The following is a 16,936-nucleotide window of genomic DNA, read 5'->3' as shown; positions in this document are numbered from 1 at the left end:
GCCAACGCGCCCACCGTCACTCCCGTCGGAGTCATGCCGTCGCCTTCTGCATCGCCTCTTGCACGGCACGGCCGAGCTGCTCAGGACTCTCGAAGGTGAGCATGCGACGCCATCGGGAGATCGGCGTGAAACCTCCCCGCCGCTCGTTGCGTTCCGGCATGACCTCGATCTCTTTAGGTTCGTGGTCGAATGCCGCACTCACGTCAACGCTCCGCACTCCTCGTTGGTACTGTCTGTAATTCGCCAGCCCCAACCACTCCAGGAATTCTCGATCGGGCGGGTCGGCGCGCCAATCGCGTGCGGGATGAACGGTCGCGTTGGATTCACGGAGTCCTTGCAAGATCGCAGATCCGAGCGCATCAGCGTCTGTCAAAGCAGGAACCACCTTCGGCAGTCCGAGCGATACGCTTGGCCCGTTTACACAGTCTGAGTAGACGAAAAGAAAAACGCGTCTATCTCGGTACAACATCACATTCACGTTGCGCTTCTTCAACGGACGACCTCCACGACCATCGGTGCACCTCTTTCCGACGCGTATCGCTTCATTTCTTCGATCACGGCCCGTTGCGCTGGCGAGGCGTCCTGCGGCGTGGCTACCAGCAGCGACCTGAATCGGACATCGCTCGGGCGGATTTGGTAGTTTCCGACGCGACCGCTCTCGAACGCCGCCATCTTGTCGATGTATCGTTTGAGCAGGCTCCTCAGTCGCGAGGCGTTCTGATAGGTCTTCGATCCGAGATCCACTGTCTTGATGCTCGTCGCCAGCCCTGTGCTCCAGTCGAACTTGTCGATCGTCGGAAAGCCCGCTGGAAGGTTTCCTCCTAGGCGACTCTCGATCTCGAAACCTCGCGGCGACGGCCCCATCGGCCACGGCGACTTCGAAAGCCTGTTGGCTAGGTCATCGAGCACCGTGAGCGTCCCGGTGACCGGAGTCATCGCCGCCACTCTCGGCGTCAATAGCAGGACAGCGCGCAAGCCATCTCCGACGGCATCCGCGCTGACCCAGACCAAGGAACTGCCTGTGAGCGTCGCCATGTCTAGTAGCCGTGCGATGATCAGCGAGATACGGGTACCCGCGGCGACCACCGCTCCGTATGCTGCGGCCTGCATCGCGAAAGCGCCGACCCCGGCAGTGAGCGAGCCGGCCAGCCCCGCCGCGACCTCGATCGCGATGATCGAGGCGAGCATGAGGTTGACCTCGGTGATCAGCTCTGACCGCGCCGACTCGATATGGCCGGCGAGGTCGTCGCAGGCGGTCCCGATCGCGCGGCACTGAGCCGCCAGCTCGCTCAGGGTCTCGCCGAGCAGGCGGCACACGCCGCGCGCGCTCTCGATCTCGGGCGCATCCTGCTCGTCGAGCGCCGTGATGCCCTGCGAGACGAGCATCCATCCCGCATCGAGCTCGTCGGCGGCGCGCGCCCACACCGCACCCATCTCACGCAGTCGGCCGGGGTCGCCGTCGGGCCAGATGAGCCCGCAGACGTCCTGCAGCCATTCCCATCCGGCGGGCGGATCCGCGATCGCCCCACCCTCGGCACTCGGCAGATCGACCGACATCGGCGCGCCGGGCTCGAACGACAGGGTCTCGGGCGGCAGCGCACCACCACCCGTGACGTCGGAGTACGCCTCAGCCCTCGCATGGTTGAAGCCCGCCTGCTGCAGCAGCGCGCCGACGTTGACACTCGCGCGGCTGAGCTGGTCGATCGCCTGCACCGTCTGTGGCGCGACGGCATCGTATGAATCCGCCCAGGCTCTGCCCGCCGGGTCATGACCCGCGACCGCCCCCATGCCCGAGAGCGACCCGGTGAGCCTCTCTGCCACCCGGCGCACGTCGCTCGCCAGGTGGTCTCCGAACGTCTCAGCGGCCGAGGCGTAGGCCGTCGGGTCGACGCAGATCAGCATGCGCTCACCCCCACATCGCGAGATTCACGGATGCCGCGGACGAGTAGTTCGCGTGCGCGCCCTGCAGCACGCCGCGCATCTCGTCGAGCGCCTCGGCCATGCGTCGCGCGTCATCGTGCCAGTGCTCGTGTGCGCCCCCGTGAGCACCGGCCGTCTCACCGGCCCAGGCGATGCCCACCCTGGCGGCCGCCGCGTCGGCCTCATCGAGGGCCTCGACGAGGGCGGTGCTGGTGCGCAGGGTGTCATCGAGCATCTGCTCGGCTCGCGCGACATGGAACGCGAACATCAGCGAGCTCCCATCAGGCGCGCGAACACATCACTGACCGCGGGCACCGCCGAGTCCGACACCTGCGCAGTGGCCTGCTCGGTCGCGACGAGGTCGCGGGTCGCGCCACGTATCGCCTCGACGAGGTCGTGCAGCTCGGCAGATCCTGCGGTGGCCGCGTCGAGCCATCGCTCGAACGCCGCACGGAACTGCACCGCTGCGGATCCCGTCCAGCCAGAGGCGAGGAAGTCGTCCATGTCTCGCCGCGCGCCGGCCACGCGCTCGTCGATGCGGTCAGCGATGTCGTCGAGCCGGCCCGCCTCGCTGGCGAGTGCTCCGAAATCCCCCCGGATGATCATGTGGCGACGCTAGCAGTCTAAAAGTCGTCATATGACGACGTCGCTGATCGTATGCCGGTGTTCTCGAAGACCCCGCTCCACGACGAGCGACGGCCGGCGAGACATCAGCCTGGGTCGACATGACAGCCGCCGTGCTCTCAACGCTTCCACGGTGGCAAGATGGCAGCAGTACTGCGGGAGGGGAGCCCCAATGATCGACGAACTCACGAGACAGCGAGCCCTGGATGCGATGAACATCCTCGATACACCACGCGATGAGCGCGTGGATCGCGTCGCACGGCTGGCCAAGGAGATGTTCGGGGTGCCCATGGTGAGCGTGTCGCTCATCGACCGCGACCGCCAGTGGCGCAAGTCCGAGATCGGACTCGGCGAATCCGAGGCCCAGCGACAGGACTCCTTCTGCGACTACACGGTGCGGCAGGACCGCACGGTGATCATCGAGGATGCCACCGACACCGAGCTCTTCGCCGACAACCCGTTCGTGATCGGCGATCCGCACCTGAGGTTCTACGCGGGCCACCCGCTGCACGCACCGGGCGGTGAGCCGGTCGGCACCCTCTGCGTGCTCGACACCGAACCTCACGAGTTCAGCGACGAGCAGCGCGATCTGCTGCGCGACCTGGCGTTCTGGGTGCAGACCGAGCTCGCGAACGACGCCGAACTCGATCACGCGGCGGTGATCCAGAGCGCGCTGCGCCCCCATACGCACCCGACTCTGCCCGGGTACACGATCGCCGGCGGTGCCGCGTCACGCGGACGACTGGCCGGCGACTTCTACGACCTGAGCCTGCAAAACGGCTCGCTGCGGATCACTCTGGCGGATGCGATGGGCAAGGGGATGGGCCCGGCGCTGATCGCCGCGAGCGTGCGCGCCTCGCTGCGCACCGCCCCGGAGCGCTCGATCGCCGAGGCGATCGCCGAGGCCGACCGCCTGCTGGAGGCGGACTTCGCCGACACATCGATGTTCGTCACCGCCGTGCACGCCGAACTCGAGCCCGAGAGCGGCGAGCTGCAGATCATCGACGCCGGCCACAGCCTCGCCTTCATCCTGCGGGCAGACGGGTCGTGGGAGCATCTGCGCTCCACGAGCCTTCCCCTCGGCATGAGCCTGGGGTCGATCGCCGAGGTCAGGGAACCGAGGACGACCCGTCTCGGTCCCGGCGACGCGTTCGTCTGCTGCAGTGACGGCCTGCTCGACGTGCTCGACCCCGACGACCCCTACGCGCACGTCTACCGCGTGCTGACGACGCTCGGACCCGACGGCGCGATCCGCGAGGCGCTGCGTCTGGCTGCGGGCGAGACCGCCACCGACGATGTCACGGTCGTGGTCGTGCGGAGGGATGCGTGACCGCCCGCTTCGCGGCCATCCGCATCATCGCCCTGCTGTCGGTGCTGCTCGGCATCAACTACGTCACCTGGCGCTGGCTGGAATCGGTCAACTGGTCGGCCTGGTGGATCGCCGTGCCCCTGGTGATCGCCGAGACGTACAGCCTCATCGACACCTTCCTGTTCTGCCTGACGATGTGGAAGGCCAAGGAGCGCCCCGCACCGGTGTCGCCGCCGCAGGGCACGGTCGACGTCTTCATCACCACCTACGACGAGCCGATCGAGCTCGTGATGACGACAGCCCGCGCCGCCCGCCAGATCGCCTACCCGCACACCACCTGGATCCTCGACGACGGCGCGCGTCCCGAACTCGCACAGGCGGCTCGCGATGCCGGGGTCGGCTACCTCACGCGATCGGACGACTGGATCGGCAAGCCCCGCCACGCGAAGGCCGGCAACCTGAACAGCGCGCTCTTCGAGACCGACGGCGAGTTCCTTCTGATCCTCGACGCCGACCAGATCCCCGACCCGCTGATCCTGCACCGCACACTCGGATACTTCGCCGACGACCCCGAGGTCGCGGTCGTGCAGACGCCCCAGTGGTTCATGAACGTCGACGAGGCCGACCCGCTCGGTGCGCAGGCTCCCCTCTTCTACGGGCCGATCCAGCAGGGCAAGGACGGCTGGAACGCCGCGTTCTTCTGCGGTTCGAACGCCGTGCTCCGCCGTGAGGCGCTCATGCAGCTGGGCATCATCGGCTACGTGCGTGAGGTCACCGACAGCGCCGCACGTGCGCTCCGCGCCTCTGAGGAGCTGATCGGCAAGGAGCTGCGCGCCGCCTCCGATCCCGATCTGCATCGCGAGCTCTTCGCGATCGAGGTCGCCATCCGCACGGCCCGCCGTGACCTCGCATCCGGCGCTCCGGTCGCCGACGTCGCGGCCGCGGTGCGCGCCGCCGTCGACAACGCATCCGCCATCCTCGTCGCGAAGGACCTCGCGGGCATCCGCGCCGATCTCGCCGAGCTCGGCACTCTGCCCATCGAGCACGACGCACAGCTCGACGCCATCGTCGTCGACGAGGCGGGGCTCGCCGCGCTGGCGGCGTCCGAGCTCTCCCCCATCACGGCGATCGACGCGGTCAGGGCCCTGCTCGACGCGCTGCGACTCGACCGCGGCGACGAGGCGCAGCCGATCCTCCCTCTCGCGACCATCTCGGTGACGGAGGACATGGCCACCGCCATGCAGCTGCACTCGCTCGGCTGGCGCAGCGTCTACCACCACGAGATCCTCGCGAAGGGGCTCGCTCCCGAAGATCTGCGCACGATGCTCACGCAGCGCCTGCGGTGGGCGCAGGGAACGCTGCAGGTGATGCTGCGCGACAATCCGCTCGTCAAGCGCGGCCTGTCGGTCGGGCAGCGGCTCATGTACTTCGCCACCATGTGGAGCTACCTCTCGGGCTTCGCCGCCGTCGTGTATCTCACGGCTCCGGTCGTGTATCTCGTGTTCGGCGTGCTGCCGGTCACCGCGTGGTCGGTGGACTTCTTCGTGCGGTTCCTGCCGTACTTCCTGGTCAATCAGCTGCTGTTCCTCGTGGTCGCGAAAGGCATCAGAACCTGGCGGGGACAGCAGTACTCGCTGGCTCTGTTCCCGGTGTGGATCCGGGCATGCTGGACGGCCTTCGCGAACGTCGTGCTCGGCCGTCCGCTCTCGTTCGCCGTCACCCGCAAGGACGGACGCGATCCGCGGGGTGTTCCGTGGCGCGAGATCTGGCCCCAGCTCACGGCGATGGTCGCGCTCAGCATCGCTCTCGTGATCGGCGTGACGCGCGTGATCATCGGCACAGGCGACGGCACCGGCACCCTCGTGAACACGGTGTGGGTGCTCTACGACCTCGTCGTGCTCAGCGTCATCATCCACGCCGCCCGCTACCGCGGACCGGCCCGAATCCTCGAGGAGGAGTCCCTTGGACATCAGCACTGACATCCGCGACGGCTATGCCGTGATCGCGCTCTCCGGGCGCCTCACCGCCACCGGAGCCCCGCTGCTGCGCAAGGCGGTGACGGATCTCGTGGCGTCGGGCGACGCGCGGATCGTCGTCGACATGGCGGCACTGCAGTTCGTGGACTCGTCGGGCCTCGGCGCCCTGGTCGGCGCATTGAAGAGCGCTCGAGTCGCCGGCGGCGACCTCCGCATCGCCGCCGTGCCCGAGGCGGTGCGGACCGTGCTGCACCTCACCAACCTCGACCGCGTCCTGCGCGATCACCCCACGCCGGAATCGGCGTTCGATGGGCAGTGACCAGCGCACCGCACACGTCGCGGGCCTCGCCGGACCCGCCCTCGTCGAGCACGTCCTCGACGCCCTCGATGCGCTGTGGGAGGTGTCTCCGCACGTGGCCCCCGAGGACCGTACGCTGTTCGCGCTGGCAGTAAGCGAGGTGTCGACGAACATCGCCGCACATGGCGAATCCGAGCTGGGCATCACGGTCGAGGTCGACCTCGCGGTGAGCGCCGACGACCTCGTCGCCACCTTCGTCGACACGGCCGACCCTGCCAGGATCGACTGGGATGCGGTGACGATGCCCGGCGTCGACAGCGAGAGCGGACGCGGTCTGGCCCTGACGACGGCTGTGCTCGACGACTTCGAGCACAGCGGCGACGCGACCGGCAACACCTGGGTTCTGCGACGACGCCTCGCACCTTCCCGCTGAGTGCGGGCACGACGCGAGAGAGCGCCCACCACGGCGCTCCCTCGCTCGTTCCCTCAGCTGAGCCAGGCGGGAACGCGGCCGCGCAGGAAGGCGCGGTCCAGCGAGAAGCGCCCGGCGCCGGTGAGCGCGAGAGCCAGCGCGCCCGCACCGAGCACGGCGACGAACTCGTATCCGCCCTCGCCCACCCAGAGCCCTGCCGAGAGGTGCACGAGCACCAGCGCCACGATCATGTCGATCGCGAGCAGGATGCCGGCCAGGCGCGTGAAGAGTCCGAGCACCAGCAGGATGCCGCCGATCAGCTCGACGAAGGCGACGAAGGGCGCCGCGATCTCGGGCATGGGCACCCCCATGCCCGCGAAGCTGCCGATGGTGCCGGGAATCGTGTACTCGAAGATCTTCTGCGCTCCGTGAGCGGCGAAGACGGCGCCGACCACGATGCGCAGGACGAGGAGTCCCAGCGACGCGGCGGCAGAGGGGGCGGTGGTGTTCGTCATGAGGAGGTGTTCCTTCGTGGCAGGACACCGCGCGCCAGGCGCGGAGCAGGGGCTATCCCTACCTCCACGCTAGGGAATCGAGGTTTTCCATCCGCTGAATGCGGGTCGCCTCGGAGCCTGTGCCAGCAGGCTTCCGTAGACTCGCCGGATGGCGCGTTCCGGATGGCGGGGGCCGGATGGCGGGGCCGGACGACAGCATCCACGCGAAAGGATCTCACGGACGGAAAGGGACTGAGAGACGGTGAAGGCACGATCAGCGTTCGGCGTGCTGCGCCTGGTCACAGCCACCGTCTGCACCGTGGCCCTCGTCCATCGCCTGTTCTGGGGCCTGAGCTCACGCACCATCGCGGGAGAGAACTTCTTCGCCTACCTGACCGTGCAGTCCAACTGTGCTCTCGTCGTCGTGCTGCTCGTCGGCGCGGTTCTCGCGTTCGCGCGGGCCACAGACCCTCGCTGGTTCACCGTCGCCCTCGCTCTCGTGCTCACCTGGACCATCACGGCCGGCCTGGCGTTCGCGCTGATCGTGTGGCAGGCGGGCCTCCGCGGCATCCGCGTCGACGTGCCGTGGTCCGATCAGGTGCTCCACTTCTACCTGCCGGCGTGCACCGCGCTCGCCTGGGTGCTCACGCCTGGGCACCGCGGAGTGCCCTGGTGGGTCGTGCCGACCGCGCTGGCGTTCCCGTTGGCCTGGGGCGGAGTCACTCTGTGGCGTGGCCCGTCGGTCGGCTGGTACCCGTACTACTTCCTCGACCCGCGGCAGGTGTCCGGCCCGCCGGAGTTCCTGATCACCAGCGGCATCGCGCTGGCGATCTTCGCGCTGGTCGCCACGGTGATCGTGCTCATCAGTCGGATGCAGTGGCGAGAACGGTCGCGCCGGAAGCCGTGAGCGGCACGCCCGGTCGACCGGCGGAGACGGTCTAACCGGCGGATGCGCGGAACGGGGCGAGCGAGGCGACGGCCGCCGCCAGAGCCTTCTCGTCGTCGAGTTCCGCGAACTCTCCGGCGGCCTCTCCACCGACGATCCCGACGAGGATGTTCTCTCCCGTCGACGGAGCGAGGTCGATCCAGGTGCGGATCATCGTGTCTCCCCCGACGACGTGCCAGACAGACGGCTCGGCCGCCGCAGCGTCATCCGTGCCGGCCTCGGCATCTGCGTCCGGCTCCGTCTGCGGCTCGGAAGTCGGGGCTCTGTCGGGCGCGGCGGCGAACAGCGGCTCGTCGACGCGCATCCAGACCGTCTCGATGCGGCCCATGCCGAGTTCGGCGATCGCTCCACGGTGGCTGAACGGCAGGGCGGGCGCGAACTGCAGGCCCTCGCTCTGCAGCACCCCGAGCGGCACCGTGATGAGCACGCGATCGAAAGACAGCGACTCCCCTGAGGCGATGCCCAGGCTGACGCCGGCCTCGTCGTAGGCGACGCGACTCACGGGAGACGACAGACTCAGGCGCGCCCCCTCGAGCATCCCCTCGATGACCGGAGTGAGATCGCCGAGCGCGGCGGTGACCTCGTCGGGCGGGAGCAGCGGGGGGAACCAGGTCGAGACGTCGGCGGCGTCCGCTCCGGACCACGCGGCGATCGACGCGAGCAGGGCCGCGAGCCCGGGTTCGGTCGGATCGGCGCCCGCAGCCGTCAGAGCGTCCTCGAGCGAGGTGTCGGTCAGCCCCTGCTGAGCACCGGCGATCGCGGCCTGCACAGGCTCTGTCGTCGCCGGCGCGACCTCGCCCTCGGCAGAGCGCCATACTGCCCCCGAGATCGAGGCCGTGCGGACGTCGAGGGTCTCGAGGTTCTCGCGCAGCGCGCCGTCGGATGCTCCCAGCAACCAGCCACCCAGTTGGGCGGGGATGGGCCAGTCGTCATCGTCGACGAGGGAATGCACTCGTCCGCCGACGCGGTCGCGCGCCTCGAAGACCGTGACCTCGAGACCATCGGCGACGAGACGCGCCGCGGCGGCGGCACCGGCGAGCCCGGCACCCACGATCGCGACCCGCTCGCCGTCATCCGCCGCGCGGCGCAGCAGCTCGGCGGCACGTTCGCCGGAACGCAGCGCGGCGGCCATCGTGCCTGGGGCATCGACATCGGTCGCCTCGCCGGCGATGAAGAGGCGGTCGTCGACGGGCTCGGCCAGCGCCTCGCGCGCGGCGGCCTGGATGCCGACCGGCGTGAAGCTCGCCGCGCCGAGGGAGAAGGGGTCGTTCGTCCACGAGCTGCGCACGAAGGCAGCGGGCGTGACGCTGTCGGCGGTCGGCTTCGGGGTCGGCGAGCGGTCGGGCGTGGGAGTGGGCACCGGCTCGGGCGTGCAGGAGGCCAGCAGGACTCCCAGGACGCCGGCTCCGGCGCCGATCAGCAGTGTGCGACGCGTCATCCTCATCGTGTCGCAACGATACCGCGCGCAGACGGACGCGCGGGTGCGGCGACCCCTCCTGCACCGACGCCGATCTCGCGGCTCGTGTCCTCAGGAGCGCGAGATGGCGCCCGGACGCGCTGCGCCGGAGGACGCAACACTGCCATTCTGGCGCCACGTTCACAGGATGGAGTCATGACGATGAACGACCCCCAGATCTGGACGCTGATCGGAGTGTTCGGCGCCGCGCTGCTCGGCGGCTTCACCTTCGTGACGACGCATTTCGGCAAGGTCGTGCGATCTGAGATCGGTCGTGTCGAGGGAACACTGTCCGGCAAGATCGAGGCTCTCGACGGAAGACTCTCCGGCAAGATCGAGGCGCTCGACCACCGTCTCAGCGGCCAGATCGACGCACTCGACGGAAGACTCTCCGGCCAGATCGAGGCGCTCGACCACCGCCTCTCCGGACAGATCGAGGCGCTCGACCACCGCCTCACCGGCCAGATCGAATCCCTCGACCACCGCCTCACCGGACAGATCGACGCACTCGACGCGAAGCTGTCCGGCCGTATCGACACTCTCGACAAAGAGGTCTCGGATATCGCGACTCGGTTCTTCGGCGCGCCGTAGCGCAGGCGGCCCGGGGCCTCGCCCTCAGAGGGTCAGTCGCGCCCGGCGCCGGGGTGCCAGAGAACGACCTCAGCGGATCGGCGGAGTCGACGCCCACCGGGCACGGGTATGACGCCGGAGGATCCGGCCGCGAAGACGCGGACACCGGGACGGTTCTCGCGCTCAGCCCTCAGGGCGGCATCGAGTTCGGCGACGCGGCGCCGCAGCATCCGGTTCTCGTCCTCCAGGTCGAGCAGCCGCGCGATGGCGGGAAGGCTCATCCCCTCGGAGGAGAGCTGGGCGACCTCGCGGAGCTGTTCGATGTTGCGGGTCGAGTAGCGGCGTGAACCGCCCGAGGTCCGTCCTGGGACGACCAGACCGATGCGGTCGTACTGGCGAAGCGTCTGCGGGTGCATGCCCGCGAGCTGCGCCGCGACGGCGATCGCGAACACCGGAGTGTCGGAGTCCATGCGCTGGTCAGCCATGGCGTCCTCCTCCGGTGTTCGCGATCGTCGTCTGGGTCATCATCACCGCCGTGCCTTCGCCATCAGGTCGGCGCGCGGGTTCTCTGCGGGCTCGAGGGATTGGAACTTCTCCAGCGCCTCGCGGGCGGCGTCGTCGAGGTGCGCGGGCACCGCGATCTGCAGCTCGGCGAGCAGATCTCCCGTGCCCTTCGCAGTGGTGACACCGCGCCCCTTGACGCGCAGCACGCGTCCCGACGGCGTTCCCGGAGCGACGCGGAGCTTGACCGTGTCGCCGCTGAGCGTGGGCACCTCGATGGTCGCGCCGAGCGCGGCCTCGGTGAAGGTCACCGGCACGACGACGCGCAGGTTGAGTCCCTCACGGGTGAAGACCGGATGCGGTCGCACTGCGATCTGCACCACGACGTCGCCGCTCTCTCCGCCGTCGGGCGAGGGACGCCCGCGACCGCGGAGTCTGATCTTCTGACCGTCGGCGACCCCCGCGGGGATCTTCACCTTGAACGGCTTGCCGTCGTCGCCCTGCAGGGTGATGGTCTCGCCCTGCACGGCGGTGGCGAAGTCGAGGGTGGTGCGGGCCGTGACGTCGGCGCCCTTCTGAGGGCCGCCGAAGCCACGGAAACCGCCCGAGGTCTGCCCGAAACGACCGGAGCCGAACGTGCCGCCCTGCCCCTGATTGAACATCGCGAAGATGTCCTCGAAGTCGGCGGACTGCCCGCGTCCCTGCTGGCCGAACCGGCTGAAGACGTCTTCGAAGCCGCCGCCGGACTGGCCGCCCGCCGTGAAGCGGGCGCCCGATCCCATGGCGCGGATCTCGTCGTACTCCTTGCGCTGTTCGGCGTCGGAGAGCACCGAGTAGGCCTCGCTGATCTCCTTGAACTTCGCCTCGGCCTTCTCATCACCCTGATTGGAGTCGGGGTGATATTTGCGGGCGAGCTTGCGGTACGTCTTCTTGAGATCAGCGTCGCTGACGTCCTTCGAGACCCCGAGGGTCTTGTAGAAGTCCTTGTCGAACCAGTCCTGGCTAGCCATCGATCACCTACTCTGCGGGTACGGCGACGACGACCTTCGCAGGGCGCAGCTCGACATCACCGAGGCGGTAGCCCACCTCGACGACCTCGAGCACCGTGGTCTTGTCGGCGCCCGGGGTGGGCTGCTGGAAGATCGCCTCGTGACGCTGCGGGTCGAATTCCTCGCCCTTCTCGCCGTACGAGACGACACCGAGCCGCTCGACCACCGCGCGCACCTTCTCGGCGATCACGGCGAAGGGCGTGCCCTCGACGAGGTCTCCGTGCTGAGCGGCGCGAGCGAGATCGTCGAGCACGGGGATGAGGCCCTTCGCGGCCTCGCCCTTCGCGCGCTCGATCTCGACCTGGCGCTGCTCCTCGGTGCGGCGGCGGTAGTTGGCGTACTCGGCCTGGAGACGCTTGAGGTCGTTGAGCAGGGTCGACTCCAGGTCGGCGAGCACGGCGTCCTCCGCCGCGGCCTCACCGGTCTGCGTCGCACCCAGGATGTCGTCGACCGTCAGGTCGTCGGCAGGCTCAGGAGTCGGGGCGCCGTCGACCGGCGTCTCGTCGGATCCTTCGGCCGCCGCGGCCTCACGCGAGTCGGGGTTCTGCGGCGAAGGGCCGGTGCCATGAGCATCCGACCCCTCGCTGGGCCCTTCGACCGGCTCAGGGACCGAGTCGTTGTCGAAGTTCTTGTCCGTCATGATTACTTCTTCTCGTCCTCGTCGTCGACGACCTCGGCGTCGATGACGTCCTCATCGGAGGAGCTGTCATCGGCCGGAGCCTCACCCGCGGCGTCGGCGCTCGGGGCGCCCTCTGCCTGGGACTGTGCGTAGATGGCCTCGCCGATCTTGCCCTGCGACTGGTTCAGCTTGTCGAACGCGGTCTTCACGGCCTCGTCGTCTTCGCCGGCCAGAGCCGTCTTGAGCGCGTCGACGTCGGCCTTGACCTCAGTCTTGACGTCTTCGGGCAGCTTGTCGTCGTTCTCGGTGATCAGCTTGTCGATCGAGTACGCGAGCGTCTCGGCCTGGTTGCGGACCTCGGCGGCCTCACGGCGCGCCTTGTCCTCAGCCGCGTGCTCCTCGGCCTCGCGCACCATGCGCTCGATGTCCTCCTTCGACAGCGACGAGCCGCCGGAGATGACGATCGACTTCTCGGTGCCGGTGCCCTTGTCCTTGGCGGACACGTGCACGATGCCGTTGGCGTCGATGTCGAACGTGACCTCGATCTGCGGGATGCCACGGGGAGCCGGGGCGATTCCGGTGAGCTCGAAGGTTCCGAGCGGCTTGTTGTCGCGGGTGAAGTCGCGCTCGCCCTGGAAGACCTGGATCGCGACAGACGGCTGGTTGTCGTCTGCCGTGGTGAAGGTCTCGCTGCGCTTCGTCGGGATGGCCGTGTTGCGCTCGATGAGCTTGGTCATCATGCCGCCCTTGGTCTCGATGCCGAGGCTGAGGGGGGTGACGTCGATGAGCAGGACGTCCTTGCGCTCACCCTTGAGGACACCGGCCTGAAGGGCGGCGCCCACGGCGACGACCTCATCGGGGTTGACGCCCTTGTTGGCCTCCTTGCCGGTCTCGCGCTTGACGAGCTCGGCGACGGCGGGCATACGGGTCGATCCACCCACGAGCACGATGTGGTCGATGTCGGCGACCTTGATGCCGGCTTCGCGGATGACGTCCTCGAACGGCTTCTTGGTGCGGTCGAGCAGGTCCTTCGTCAGGTCCTCGAACTTCGCGCGGGTGATGGTCTCGGAGAGCGAGACGGGGCCCGACTCGGTCAGCGACAGGTACGGCAGGTTGATGCTGGTCGAGGTCGAGGAGGAGAGCTCCTTCTTGGCCTGCTCCGCAGCCTCCTTCAGACGCTGCAGGGCGATCTTGTCACCCGAGACGTCGACGCCCGTGGTCTCCTTGAACTGCGTGATCAGGTGATCGACGAGACGCTGGTCCCAGTCGTCTCCACCGAGGCGGTTGTCGCCGGCGGTCGAGCGCACCTGGATGGTCGAGAAGTCGTCGTCCTTGCCCACCTCGAGCAGCGAGACGTCGAAGGTTCCGCCACCGAGGTCGAAGACCAGGATGAGCTCGTCTTCCTTGCCCTTGTCGAGGCCGTAGGCGAGCGCCGCAGCGGTGGGCTCGTTGATGATGCGCAGGACGTTGAGGCCCGAGATCTCTCCGGCCTCCTTGGTGGCCTGACGCTCGGCGTCGTTGAAGTATGCGGGAACGGTGATGACCGCGTCGGTCACCGTGTCGCCCAGGTACGACTCGGCGTCGCGCTTGAGCTTCTGGAGGATGCGCGCGGAGATCTCCTGCGGCGTCCACTTCTTGCCGTCGACGTCGAACGACCAGTCGGTGCCGACGTGACGCTTGACGGATGCGATGGTGCGGTCGACGTTCGTGACGGCCTGGCGCTTCGCGGTCTCACCGACGAGCACCTCGCCGTCCTTCGTGAACGCGACCACCGAGGGGGTCGTGCGGAAGCCCTCGGCGTTGGCGATGACCTTCGGCTCGCCACCCTCGAGGACGCTGACGACGGAGTTCGTCGTACCGAGGTCGATTCCAACAGCACGTGCCATGTGATTCTCCTTTGTTGCTGAGGTTGATGTGGGTCTGGAAATCCGGGGCGATCAGGAAAACCTGAGTCGCGATGGCTCAACTGTACTCCGACCTCGGAACACTGTCAAACAAAGTTGATATGAATTGGCTCAACTTTGGGTTCCGGGGCTCACGGATCGACCGCTCGGTCGGCGAGATCCTCGAAACACGCCCGACACACTCCTCACCTAGAGTCCTGGCATGAGTCGCCCCGTCCTGCTCGCCGTCTCGCACGGCACCTCGGATGCCGAGGGCGCCCGCGCGATCGCCGGCCTGGTCGATGCCGTCGCCGCGGCACGTCCCGACGTCGAGGTGCGCAGCGCCTTCGTCGACGTGCAGCAGCCGGATGCCGCAGACCTGCTGCCGACCATCGACGGACCCGTCGTGATCGTTCCGCTGCTGCTCTCCCGCGGCTTCCACGTGCACCACGACCTGCACGGGATGGCGGCGAAGAAGGCGGATGCCGTCGTCAGCGCCGCGATGGGCCCCGACCCGCGGCTCGCCGAAGTCCTCGCGGATCGCCTCGCCGCCGCATCCTCCGCGAACGGGCCGGATGCCGCAGAAGCCGACTCCTCTGACTCCCCCGTGATCCTCGCCGTCGCCGGCTCGCGCGATCCCGCCTCGCTCACGGATGCCGAGGCGATGGCGTCCCTGCTCTCGGTGCGCCTGGGCGAGAAGGTCGAGCTCGCCTACCTCGCTGCACGCGAGCCCGACCTTCCGACCGCGATCGCGTCGCATCCCGATGCCGTGATCTCGACCTACCTGCTCGCCCGCGGTTTCTTCTTCGATCTCACCGCGCGTCAGGCATCCGGTCGGACGATCACTCCTCCTCTGCTCGACGGCATCACAGTGCCGCAGGCACTGATCGACCTGGTCGTCGCCCGCTACGACGAGGCGGCGGCGCATCTGCTCGCGGACATCGGCAGCGCATGACCGACGCCAGCACAGGGCTCGGCCCCAGCACAGCCCTCGGCCCCAGCACAGCCCTCGGCCCCAGCACAGCGCTCGGCACCGTGACCCTGGTCGGCGCGGGTCCCGGCGACGCGGGGCTGCTGACCCTGCGCGGACTGCGCGCACTGCAGGATGCCGATGTCATCGTGGCCGACCGCCTCGGGGCCCGCGCCGTGCTCGCCCGACTCGCCGACGAGGGGCACACGATCACGGCCGAGGTCATCGACGTCGGCAAGCTGCCGGGCCATCACCCCGTGCCGCAGGACGGCATCAATCAGATCCTCGTCGACCTCGCCAGGCAGGGCCGCCGCGTGGTGCGACTCAAAGGCGGCGACCCCTTCGTGTTCGGCCGCGGACGCGAGGAGCAGCTGTTCTGCGAAGCTGCCGGCATCCCGGTCGAGGTGGTGTCAGGTGTCACGAGCGCGGTGGCCGTGCCCGCCCTCGCCGGCATCCCCCTGACCCAGCGCGGCGTCGCCGAGACGTTCACGGTCGCGAGCGCGCACGATCAGATCGATGCGCTCGGCGGCGGTCGCGACCACACGATCGTGCTGCTGATGGGCGTGAACACGCTCGGCCATTCGGCACACGTGCTCGCCGCCGGCCCGCGCGGAGATGAGTGCCCCGTCGCGATCATCGAGGACGGGTTCGGCGAGCGCCAGCGGGTCACGATCGGCACGCTGGGCACGATCGCGCATCTCGCCGCCGCGCGGCAGGTGCGCTCGCCCGCGGTCGTCGTGATCGGCGACGTCGTGATGCTGAGTCCGCACGCGTCGACCGTCGTCTAGTTAGGCCACCCTCAGCTCGACCGTGGCAGACTGGAGCCAGCGGACGGATGCTCACCAGACGAGCTCCCCGCCGGCGGCGCCGCCACGGTCGGCGCGCCCGCGTCGACCGCACGGTGGACACCGCCCTTCTCGATGGAGGGTGCGATGACTGAGACCGATGCCTACGACGTGCTCGTGATCGGCGGCGGTCCGGCCGGCCTCTCGGCGGCGCTCAACCTCGGACGGTCGCTCATGCGAGTGCTGGTGGTCGATGCCGACCGCCCCCGCAACGCCGCGACGCTGAACTCGCACGGCTTCCTCACGCGAGACGGCGTGGCGCCGCACGAACTGCGACGCATCGCGCGTGACGAACTCGGCGCATATCCCAACATCGAGGTGCGTACGCGCGTCCGCGTGCTCGAGCTGCGTCAGGAGGACTCCGGGTTCACGGCATCCATCGGCCGCAAGGATCCGACCGAGACGGTCGCTGCGCGATCCGTGCTGCTCGCGACCGGCTTGCGCGAGACGCTGCCCGAGGTGCCGAACCTGCGCGGCTTCTACGGCATCACCCTGTTCAGCTGCGCCGCGTGCGATGCGTGGGAGATGCGCGGGCGCCGGCTCGCACTCATCGGCGAGACGCGGGACATCGCCGACCGGGCTCGGCTCATCTCGCGCTGGACCGAGAGTCTCACGGTGTTCACGCTCGGTGCCGACACCGTCACCGCCGCCGAGGAGGCCGAGCTCGCAGCCTCGGGCGTCGCCGTGCTGCGGCATCCGATCTCCGAGCTGGTGGGCGACCGCGGGCGCATCGAGGCGATCCGCCTGACGGACGGCACGATCGTCGCCGTCGAGGGGGGATTCGTCCGCCCGGAGTGGGAGACCGACGTCTCGTTCCTGCGCGGGTTCACGCCCGCCCTCGATGCCGACGGGCACCTCGTGACCGATCGCTCCGGCCGCACCGACGTGCAGGGGCTCTACGCCGCCGGGGATGCGGCGATCCCCGGACCTCAGCAGCTCATCGTGGCCGCGGGCGCCGGCGCGCGCGTCGCGTCGGTGATGGTGCAGGATGCCGTGGGCATCGCGACGGCGCACTGAGCGCGTCGCATCCGTCCTCCGGCCCGCATCCGTCCTCCGGCCCGCCG

Annotated in this window: 19 protein-coding genes; 9 read left to right on the top strand and 10 right to left on the bottom strand. The window is 68.9% G+C overall.

The annotated features are described in order from the left end of the window. Positions 1-31: 31 nt before the first annotated feature. The 4 genes from IXW21_RS00995 to IXW21_RS00980 are packed head-to-tail and all read right to left on the bottom strand — an operon-like array spanning position 32 to position 2,526. Entirely contained in the window at positions 32-493 is a 462-nt protein-coding gene (locus IXW21_RS00995) for a hypothetical protein (protein WP_194762384.1), read from the bottom strand. Further along, positions 490-1,902, bottom strand: coding sequence for a hypothetical protein (locus IXW21_RS00990; protein WP_194762383.1), 1,413 nt, complete (start codon positions 1,900-1,902; stop codon positions 490-492). The genes IXW21_RS00995 and IXW21_RS00990 overlap by 4 nt, the downstream gene beginning before the upstream one ends. Positions 1,903-1,906: 4 nt before the next feature. After that, positions 1,907-2,188 carry a WXG100 family type VII secretion target gene (locus IXW21_RS00985; RefSeq protein ID WP_194762382.1) on the bottom strand — a complete coding sequence of 94 codons (282 nt, stop codon included), beginning with the start codon at positions 2,186-2,188 and terminating at the stop codon, positions 1,907-1,909. After that, positions 2,188-2,526 carry a WXG100 family type VII secretion target gene (locus tag IXW21_RS00980; protein ID WP_194762381.1) on the bottom strand — a complete coding sequence of 113 codons (339 nt, stop codon included), beginning with the start codon at positions 2,524-2,526 and terminating at the stop codon, positions 2,188-2,190. The genes IXW21_RS00985 and IXW21_RS00980 overlap by 1 nt, the downstream gene beginning before the upstream one ends. A 190-nt stretch (positions 2,527-2,716) precedes the next feature. Here IXW21_RS00980 and IXW21_RS00975 point away from each other — a divergent pair, with 190 nt between their 5' ends. Genes IXW21_RS00975 through IXW21_RS00960 form a run of 4 tightly spaced genes read left to right on the top strand, consistent with a single transcriptional unit; the run spans position 2,717 to position 6,560 of the window. Beyond that, entirely contained in the window at positions 2,717-3,874 is a 1,158-nt protein-coding gene (locus IXW21_RS00975) for a PP2C family protein-serine/threonine phosphatase (RefSeq protein ID WP_194762380.1), read from the top strand. Then, positions 3,871-5,832, top strand: a complete 1,962-nt coding sequence (locus tag IXW21_RS00970; protein WP_194762379.1) for a glycosyltransferase family 2 protein — start codon at positions 3,871-3,873, stop codon at positions 5,830-5,832. The genes IXW21_RS00975 and IXW21_RS00970 overlap by 4 nt, the downstream gene beginning before the upstream one ends. Then, positions 5,816-6,148, top strand: a complete 333-nt coding sequence (locus IXW21_RS00965; RefSeq protein ID WP_194762378.1) for an STAS domain-containing protein — start codon at positions 5,816-5,818, stop codon at positions 6,146-6,148. The genes IXW21_RS00970 and IXW21_RS00965 overlap by 17 nt, the downstream gene beginning before the upstream one ends. Then, positions 6,138-6,560 (top strand): ATP-binding protein, encoded by a 423-nt coding sequence (locus IXW21_RS00960; RefSeq protein ID WP_194762377.1) that lies wholly within the window; start codon positions 6,138-6,140, stop codon positions 6,558-6,560. The genes IXW21_RS00965 and IXW21_RS00960 overlap by 11 nt, the downstream gene beginning before the upstream one ends. Positions 6,561-6,613: 53 nt before the next feature. Here the strand turns inward: IXW21_RS00960 and IXW21_RS00955 are convergent, their stop codons facing one another. Beyond that, positions 6,614-7,054 (bottom strand): DoxX family protein, encoded by a 441-nt coding sequence (locus IXW21_RS00955; protein ID WP_194762376.1) that lies wholly within the window; start codon positions 7,052-7,054, stop codon positions 6,614-6,616. 241 nt (positions 7,055-7,295) lie between these two features. Here IXW21_RS00955 and IXW21_RS00950 point away from each other — a divergent pair, with 241 nt between their 5' ends. Further along, entirely contained in the window at positions 7,296-7,940 is a 645-nt protein-coding gene (locus IXW21_RS00950; protein WP_194762375.1) for a Pr6Pr family membrane protein, read from the top strand. Between the two features lie 31 nt (positions 7,941-7,971). Here the strand turns inward: IXW21_RS00950 and IXW21_RS00945 are convergent, their stop codons facing one another. Further along, positions 7,972-9,417, bottom strand: coding sequence for a flavin monoamine oxidase family protein (locus IXW21_RS00945; protein ID WP_228528025.1), 1,446 nt, complete (start codon positions 9,415-9,417; stop codon positions 7,972-7,974). A 174-nt stretch (positions 9,418-9,591) separates the two neighbouring features. On the opposite strand from IXW21_RS00945, the gene IXW21_RS00940 reads away from it, so the two are divergent. After that, positions 9,592-10,026 (top strand): hypothetical protein, encoded by a 435-nt coding sequence (locus IXW21_RS00940; RefSeq protein WP_194762373.1) that lies wholly within the window; start codon positions 9,592-9,594, stop codon positions 10,024-10,026. Positions 10,027-10,058: 32 nt separating this feature from the next. On the opposite strand, the gene IXW21_RS00935 is transcribed toward IXW21_RS00940, so the two are convergent. Genes IXW21_RS00935 through dnaK form a run of 4 tightly spaced genes read right to left on the bottom strand, consistent with a single transcriptional unit; the run spans position 10,059 to position 14,060 of the window. After that, positions 10,059-10,490 carry a heat shock protein transcriptional repressor HspR gene (locus IXW21_RS00935; RefSeq protein ID WP_194762372.1) on the bottom strand — a complete coding sequence of 144 codons (432 nt, stop codon included), beginning with the start codon at positions 10,488-10,490 and terminating at the stop codon, positions 10,059-10,061. A gap of 42 nt (positions 10,491-10,532) precedes the next feature. Continuing rightward, on the bottom strand, positions 10,533-11,516 hold the full coding sequence (locus IXW21_RS00930; protein WP_194762371.1) for a DnaJ C-terminal domain-containing protein: 984 nt from the start codon (positions 11,514-11,516) through the stop codon (positions 10,533-10,535). A gap of 7 nt (positions 11,517-11,523) precedes the next feature. Then, positions 11,524-12,195, bottom strand: a complete 672-nt coding sequence (locus tag IXW21_RS00925) for a nucleotide exchange factor GrpE (protein ID WP_194762370.1) — start codon at positions 12,193-12,195, stop codon at positions 11,524-11,526. 2 nt (positions 12,196-12,197) lie between these two features. Continuing rightward, positions 12,198-14,060: a molecular chaperone DnaK gene (dnaK, locus tag IXW21_RS00920; protein WP_194762369.1), complete on the bottom strand. Its 1,863-nt coding sequence runs from the start codon at positions 14,058-14,060 to the stop codon at positions 12,198-12,200. A 220-nt stretch (positions 14,061-14,280) separates the two neighbouring features. On the opposite strand from dnaK, the gene IXW21_RS00915 reads away from it, so the two are divergent. From IXW21_RS00915 to IXW21_RS00905, 3 genes are all read left to right on the top strand, one after another. After that, positions 14,281-15,012, top strand: a complete 732-nt coding sequence (locus tag IXW21_RS00915; protein WP_194762368.1) for a sirohydrochlorin chelatase — start codon at positions 14,281-14,283, stop codon at positions 15,010-15,012. Further along, a complete protein-coding gene (gene cobA, locus IXW21_RS00910) occupies positions 15,009-15,815 on the top strand; it encodes a uroporphyrinogen-III C-methyltransferase (protein WP_194762367.1) in 807 nt (268 codons plus the stop codon). Before IXW21_RS00915 ends, cobA begins: the two co-directional genes overlap by 4 nt. A 144-nt stretch (positions 15,816-15,959) precedes the next feature. After that, entirely contained in the window at positions 15,960-16,889 is a 930-nt protein-coding gene (locus IXW21_RS00905) for an NAD(P)/FAD-dependent oxidoreductase (protein ID WP_194762366.1), read from the top strand. Positions 16,890-16,936: the final 47 nt, after the last annotated feature.

It is taken from the genome of Microbacterium sp. UFMG61 (assembly GCF_015354505.1).
Classification (GTDB): domain Bacteria; phylum Actinomycetota; class Actinomycetes; order Actinomycetales; family Microbacteriaceae; genus Microbacterium.
The sequence above is the reverse complement of the archived record's forward strand: the minus strand, read 5'-3'. Positions and strand labels throughout refer to the sequence as shown.

What these genes read in the sequence shown, in the direction of transcription:
- IXW21_RS00955 (WP_194762376.1), bottom strand. Translation starts at nt 7,054, where the DNA reads ATGACGAACACCACCGCCCCCTCTGCCGCCGCGTCGCTGGGACTCCTC.
- IXW21_RS00975 (WP_194762380.1), top strand. Translation starts at nt 2,717, where the DNA reads ATGATCGACGAACTCACGAGACAGCGAGCCCTGGATGCGATGAACATC.
- IXW21_RS00940 (WP_194762373.1), top strand. Translation starts at nt 9,592, where the DNA reads ATGACGATGAACGACCCCCAGATCTGGACGCTGATCGGAGTGTTCGGC.
- IXW21_RS00915 (WP_194762368.1), top strand. Translation starts at nt 14,281, where the DNA reads ATGAGTCGCCCCGTCCTGCTCGCCGTCTCGCACGGCACCTCGGATGCC.
- IXW21_RS00990 (WP_194762383.1), bottom strand. Translation starts at nt 1,902, where the DNA reads ATGCTGATCTGCGTCGACCCGACGGCCTACGCCTCGGCCGCTGAGACG.
- IXW21_RS00985 (WP_194762382.1), bottom strand. Translation starts at nt 2,188, where the DNA reads ATGTTCGCGTTCCATGTCGCGCGAGCCGAGCAGATGCTCGATGACACC.
- cobA (WP_194762367.1), top strand. Translation starts at nt 15,009, where the DNA reads ATGACCGACGCCAGCACAGGGCTCGGCCCCAGCACAGCCCTCGGCCCC.
- IXW21_RS00935 (WP_194762372.1), bottom strand. Translation starts at nt 10,490, where the DNA reads ATGGCTGACCAGCGCATGGACTCCGACACTCCGGTGTTCGCGATCGCC.
- IXW21_RS00945 (WP_228528025.1), bottom strand. Translation starts at nt 9,417, where the DNA reads ATGACGCGTCGCACACTGCTGATCGGCGCCGGAGCCGGCGTCCTGGGA.
- IXW21_RS00905 (WP_194762366.1), top strand. Translation starts at nt 15,960, where the DNA reads ATGACTGAGACCGATGCCTACGACGTGCTCGTGATCGGCGGCGGTCCG.
- IXW21_RS00930 (WP_194762371.1), bottom strand. Translation starts at nt 11,516, where the DNA reads ATGGCTAGCCAGGACTGGTTCGACAAGGACTTCTACAAGACCCTCGGG.
- IXW21_RS00960 (WP_194762377.1), top strand. Translation starts at nt 6,138, where the DNA reads ATGGGCAGTGACCAGCGCACCGCACACGTCGCGGGCCTCGCCGGACCC.
- dnaK (WP_194762369.1), bottom strand. Translation starts at nt 14,060, where the DNA reads ATGGCACGTGCTGTTGGAATCGACCTCGGTACGACGAACTCCGTCGTC.
- IXW21_RS00925 (WP_194762370.1), bottom strand. Translation starts at nt 12,195, where the DNA reads ATGACGGACAAGAACTTCGACAACGACTCGGTCCCTGAGCCGGTCGAA.
- IXW21_RS00980 (WP_194762381.1), bottom strand. Translation starts at nt 2,526, where the DNA reads ATGATCATCCGGGGGGATTTCGGAGCACTCGCCAGCGAGGCGGGCCGG.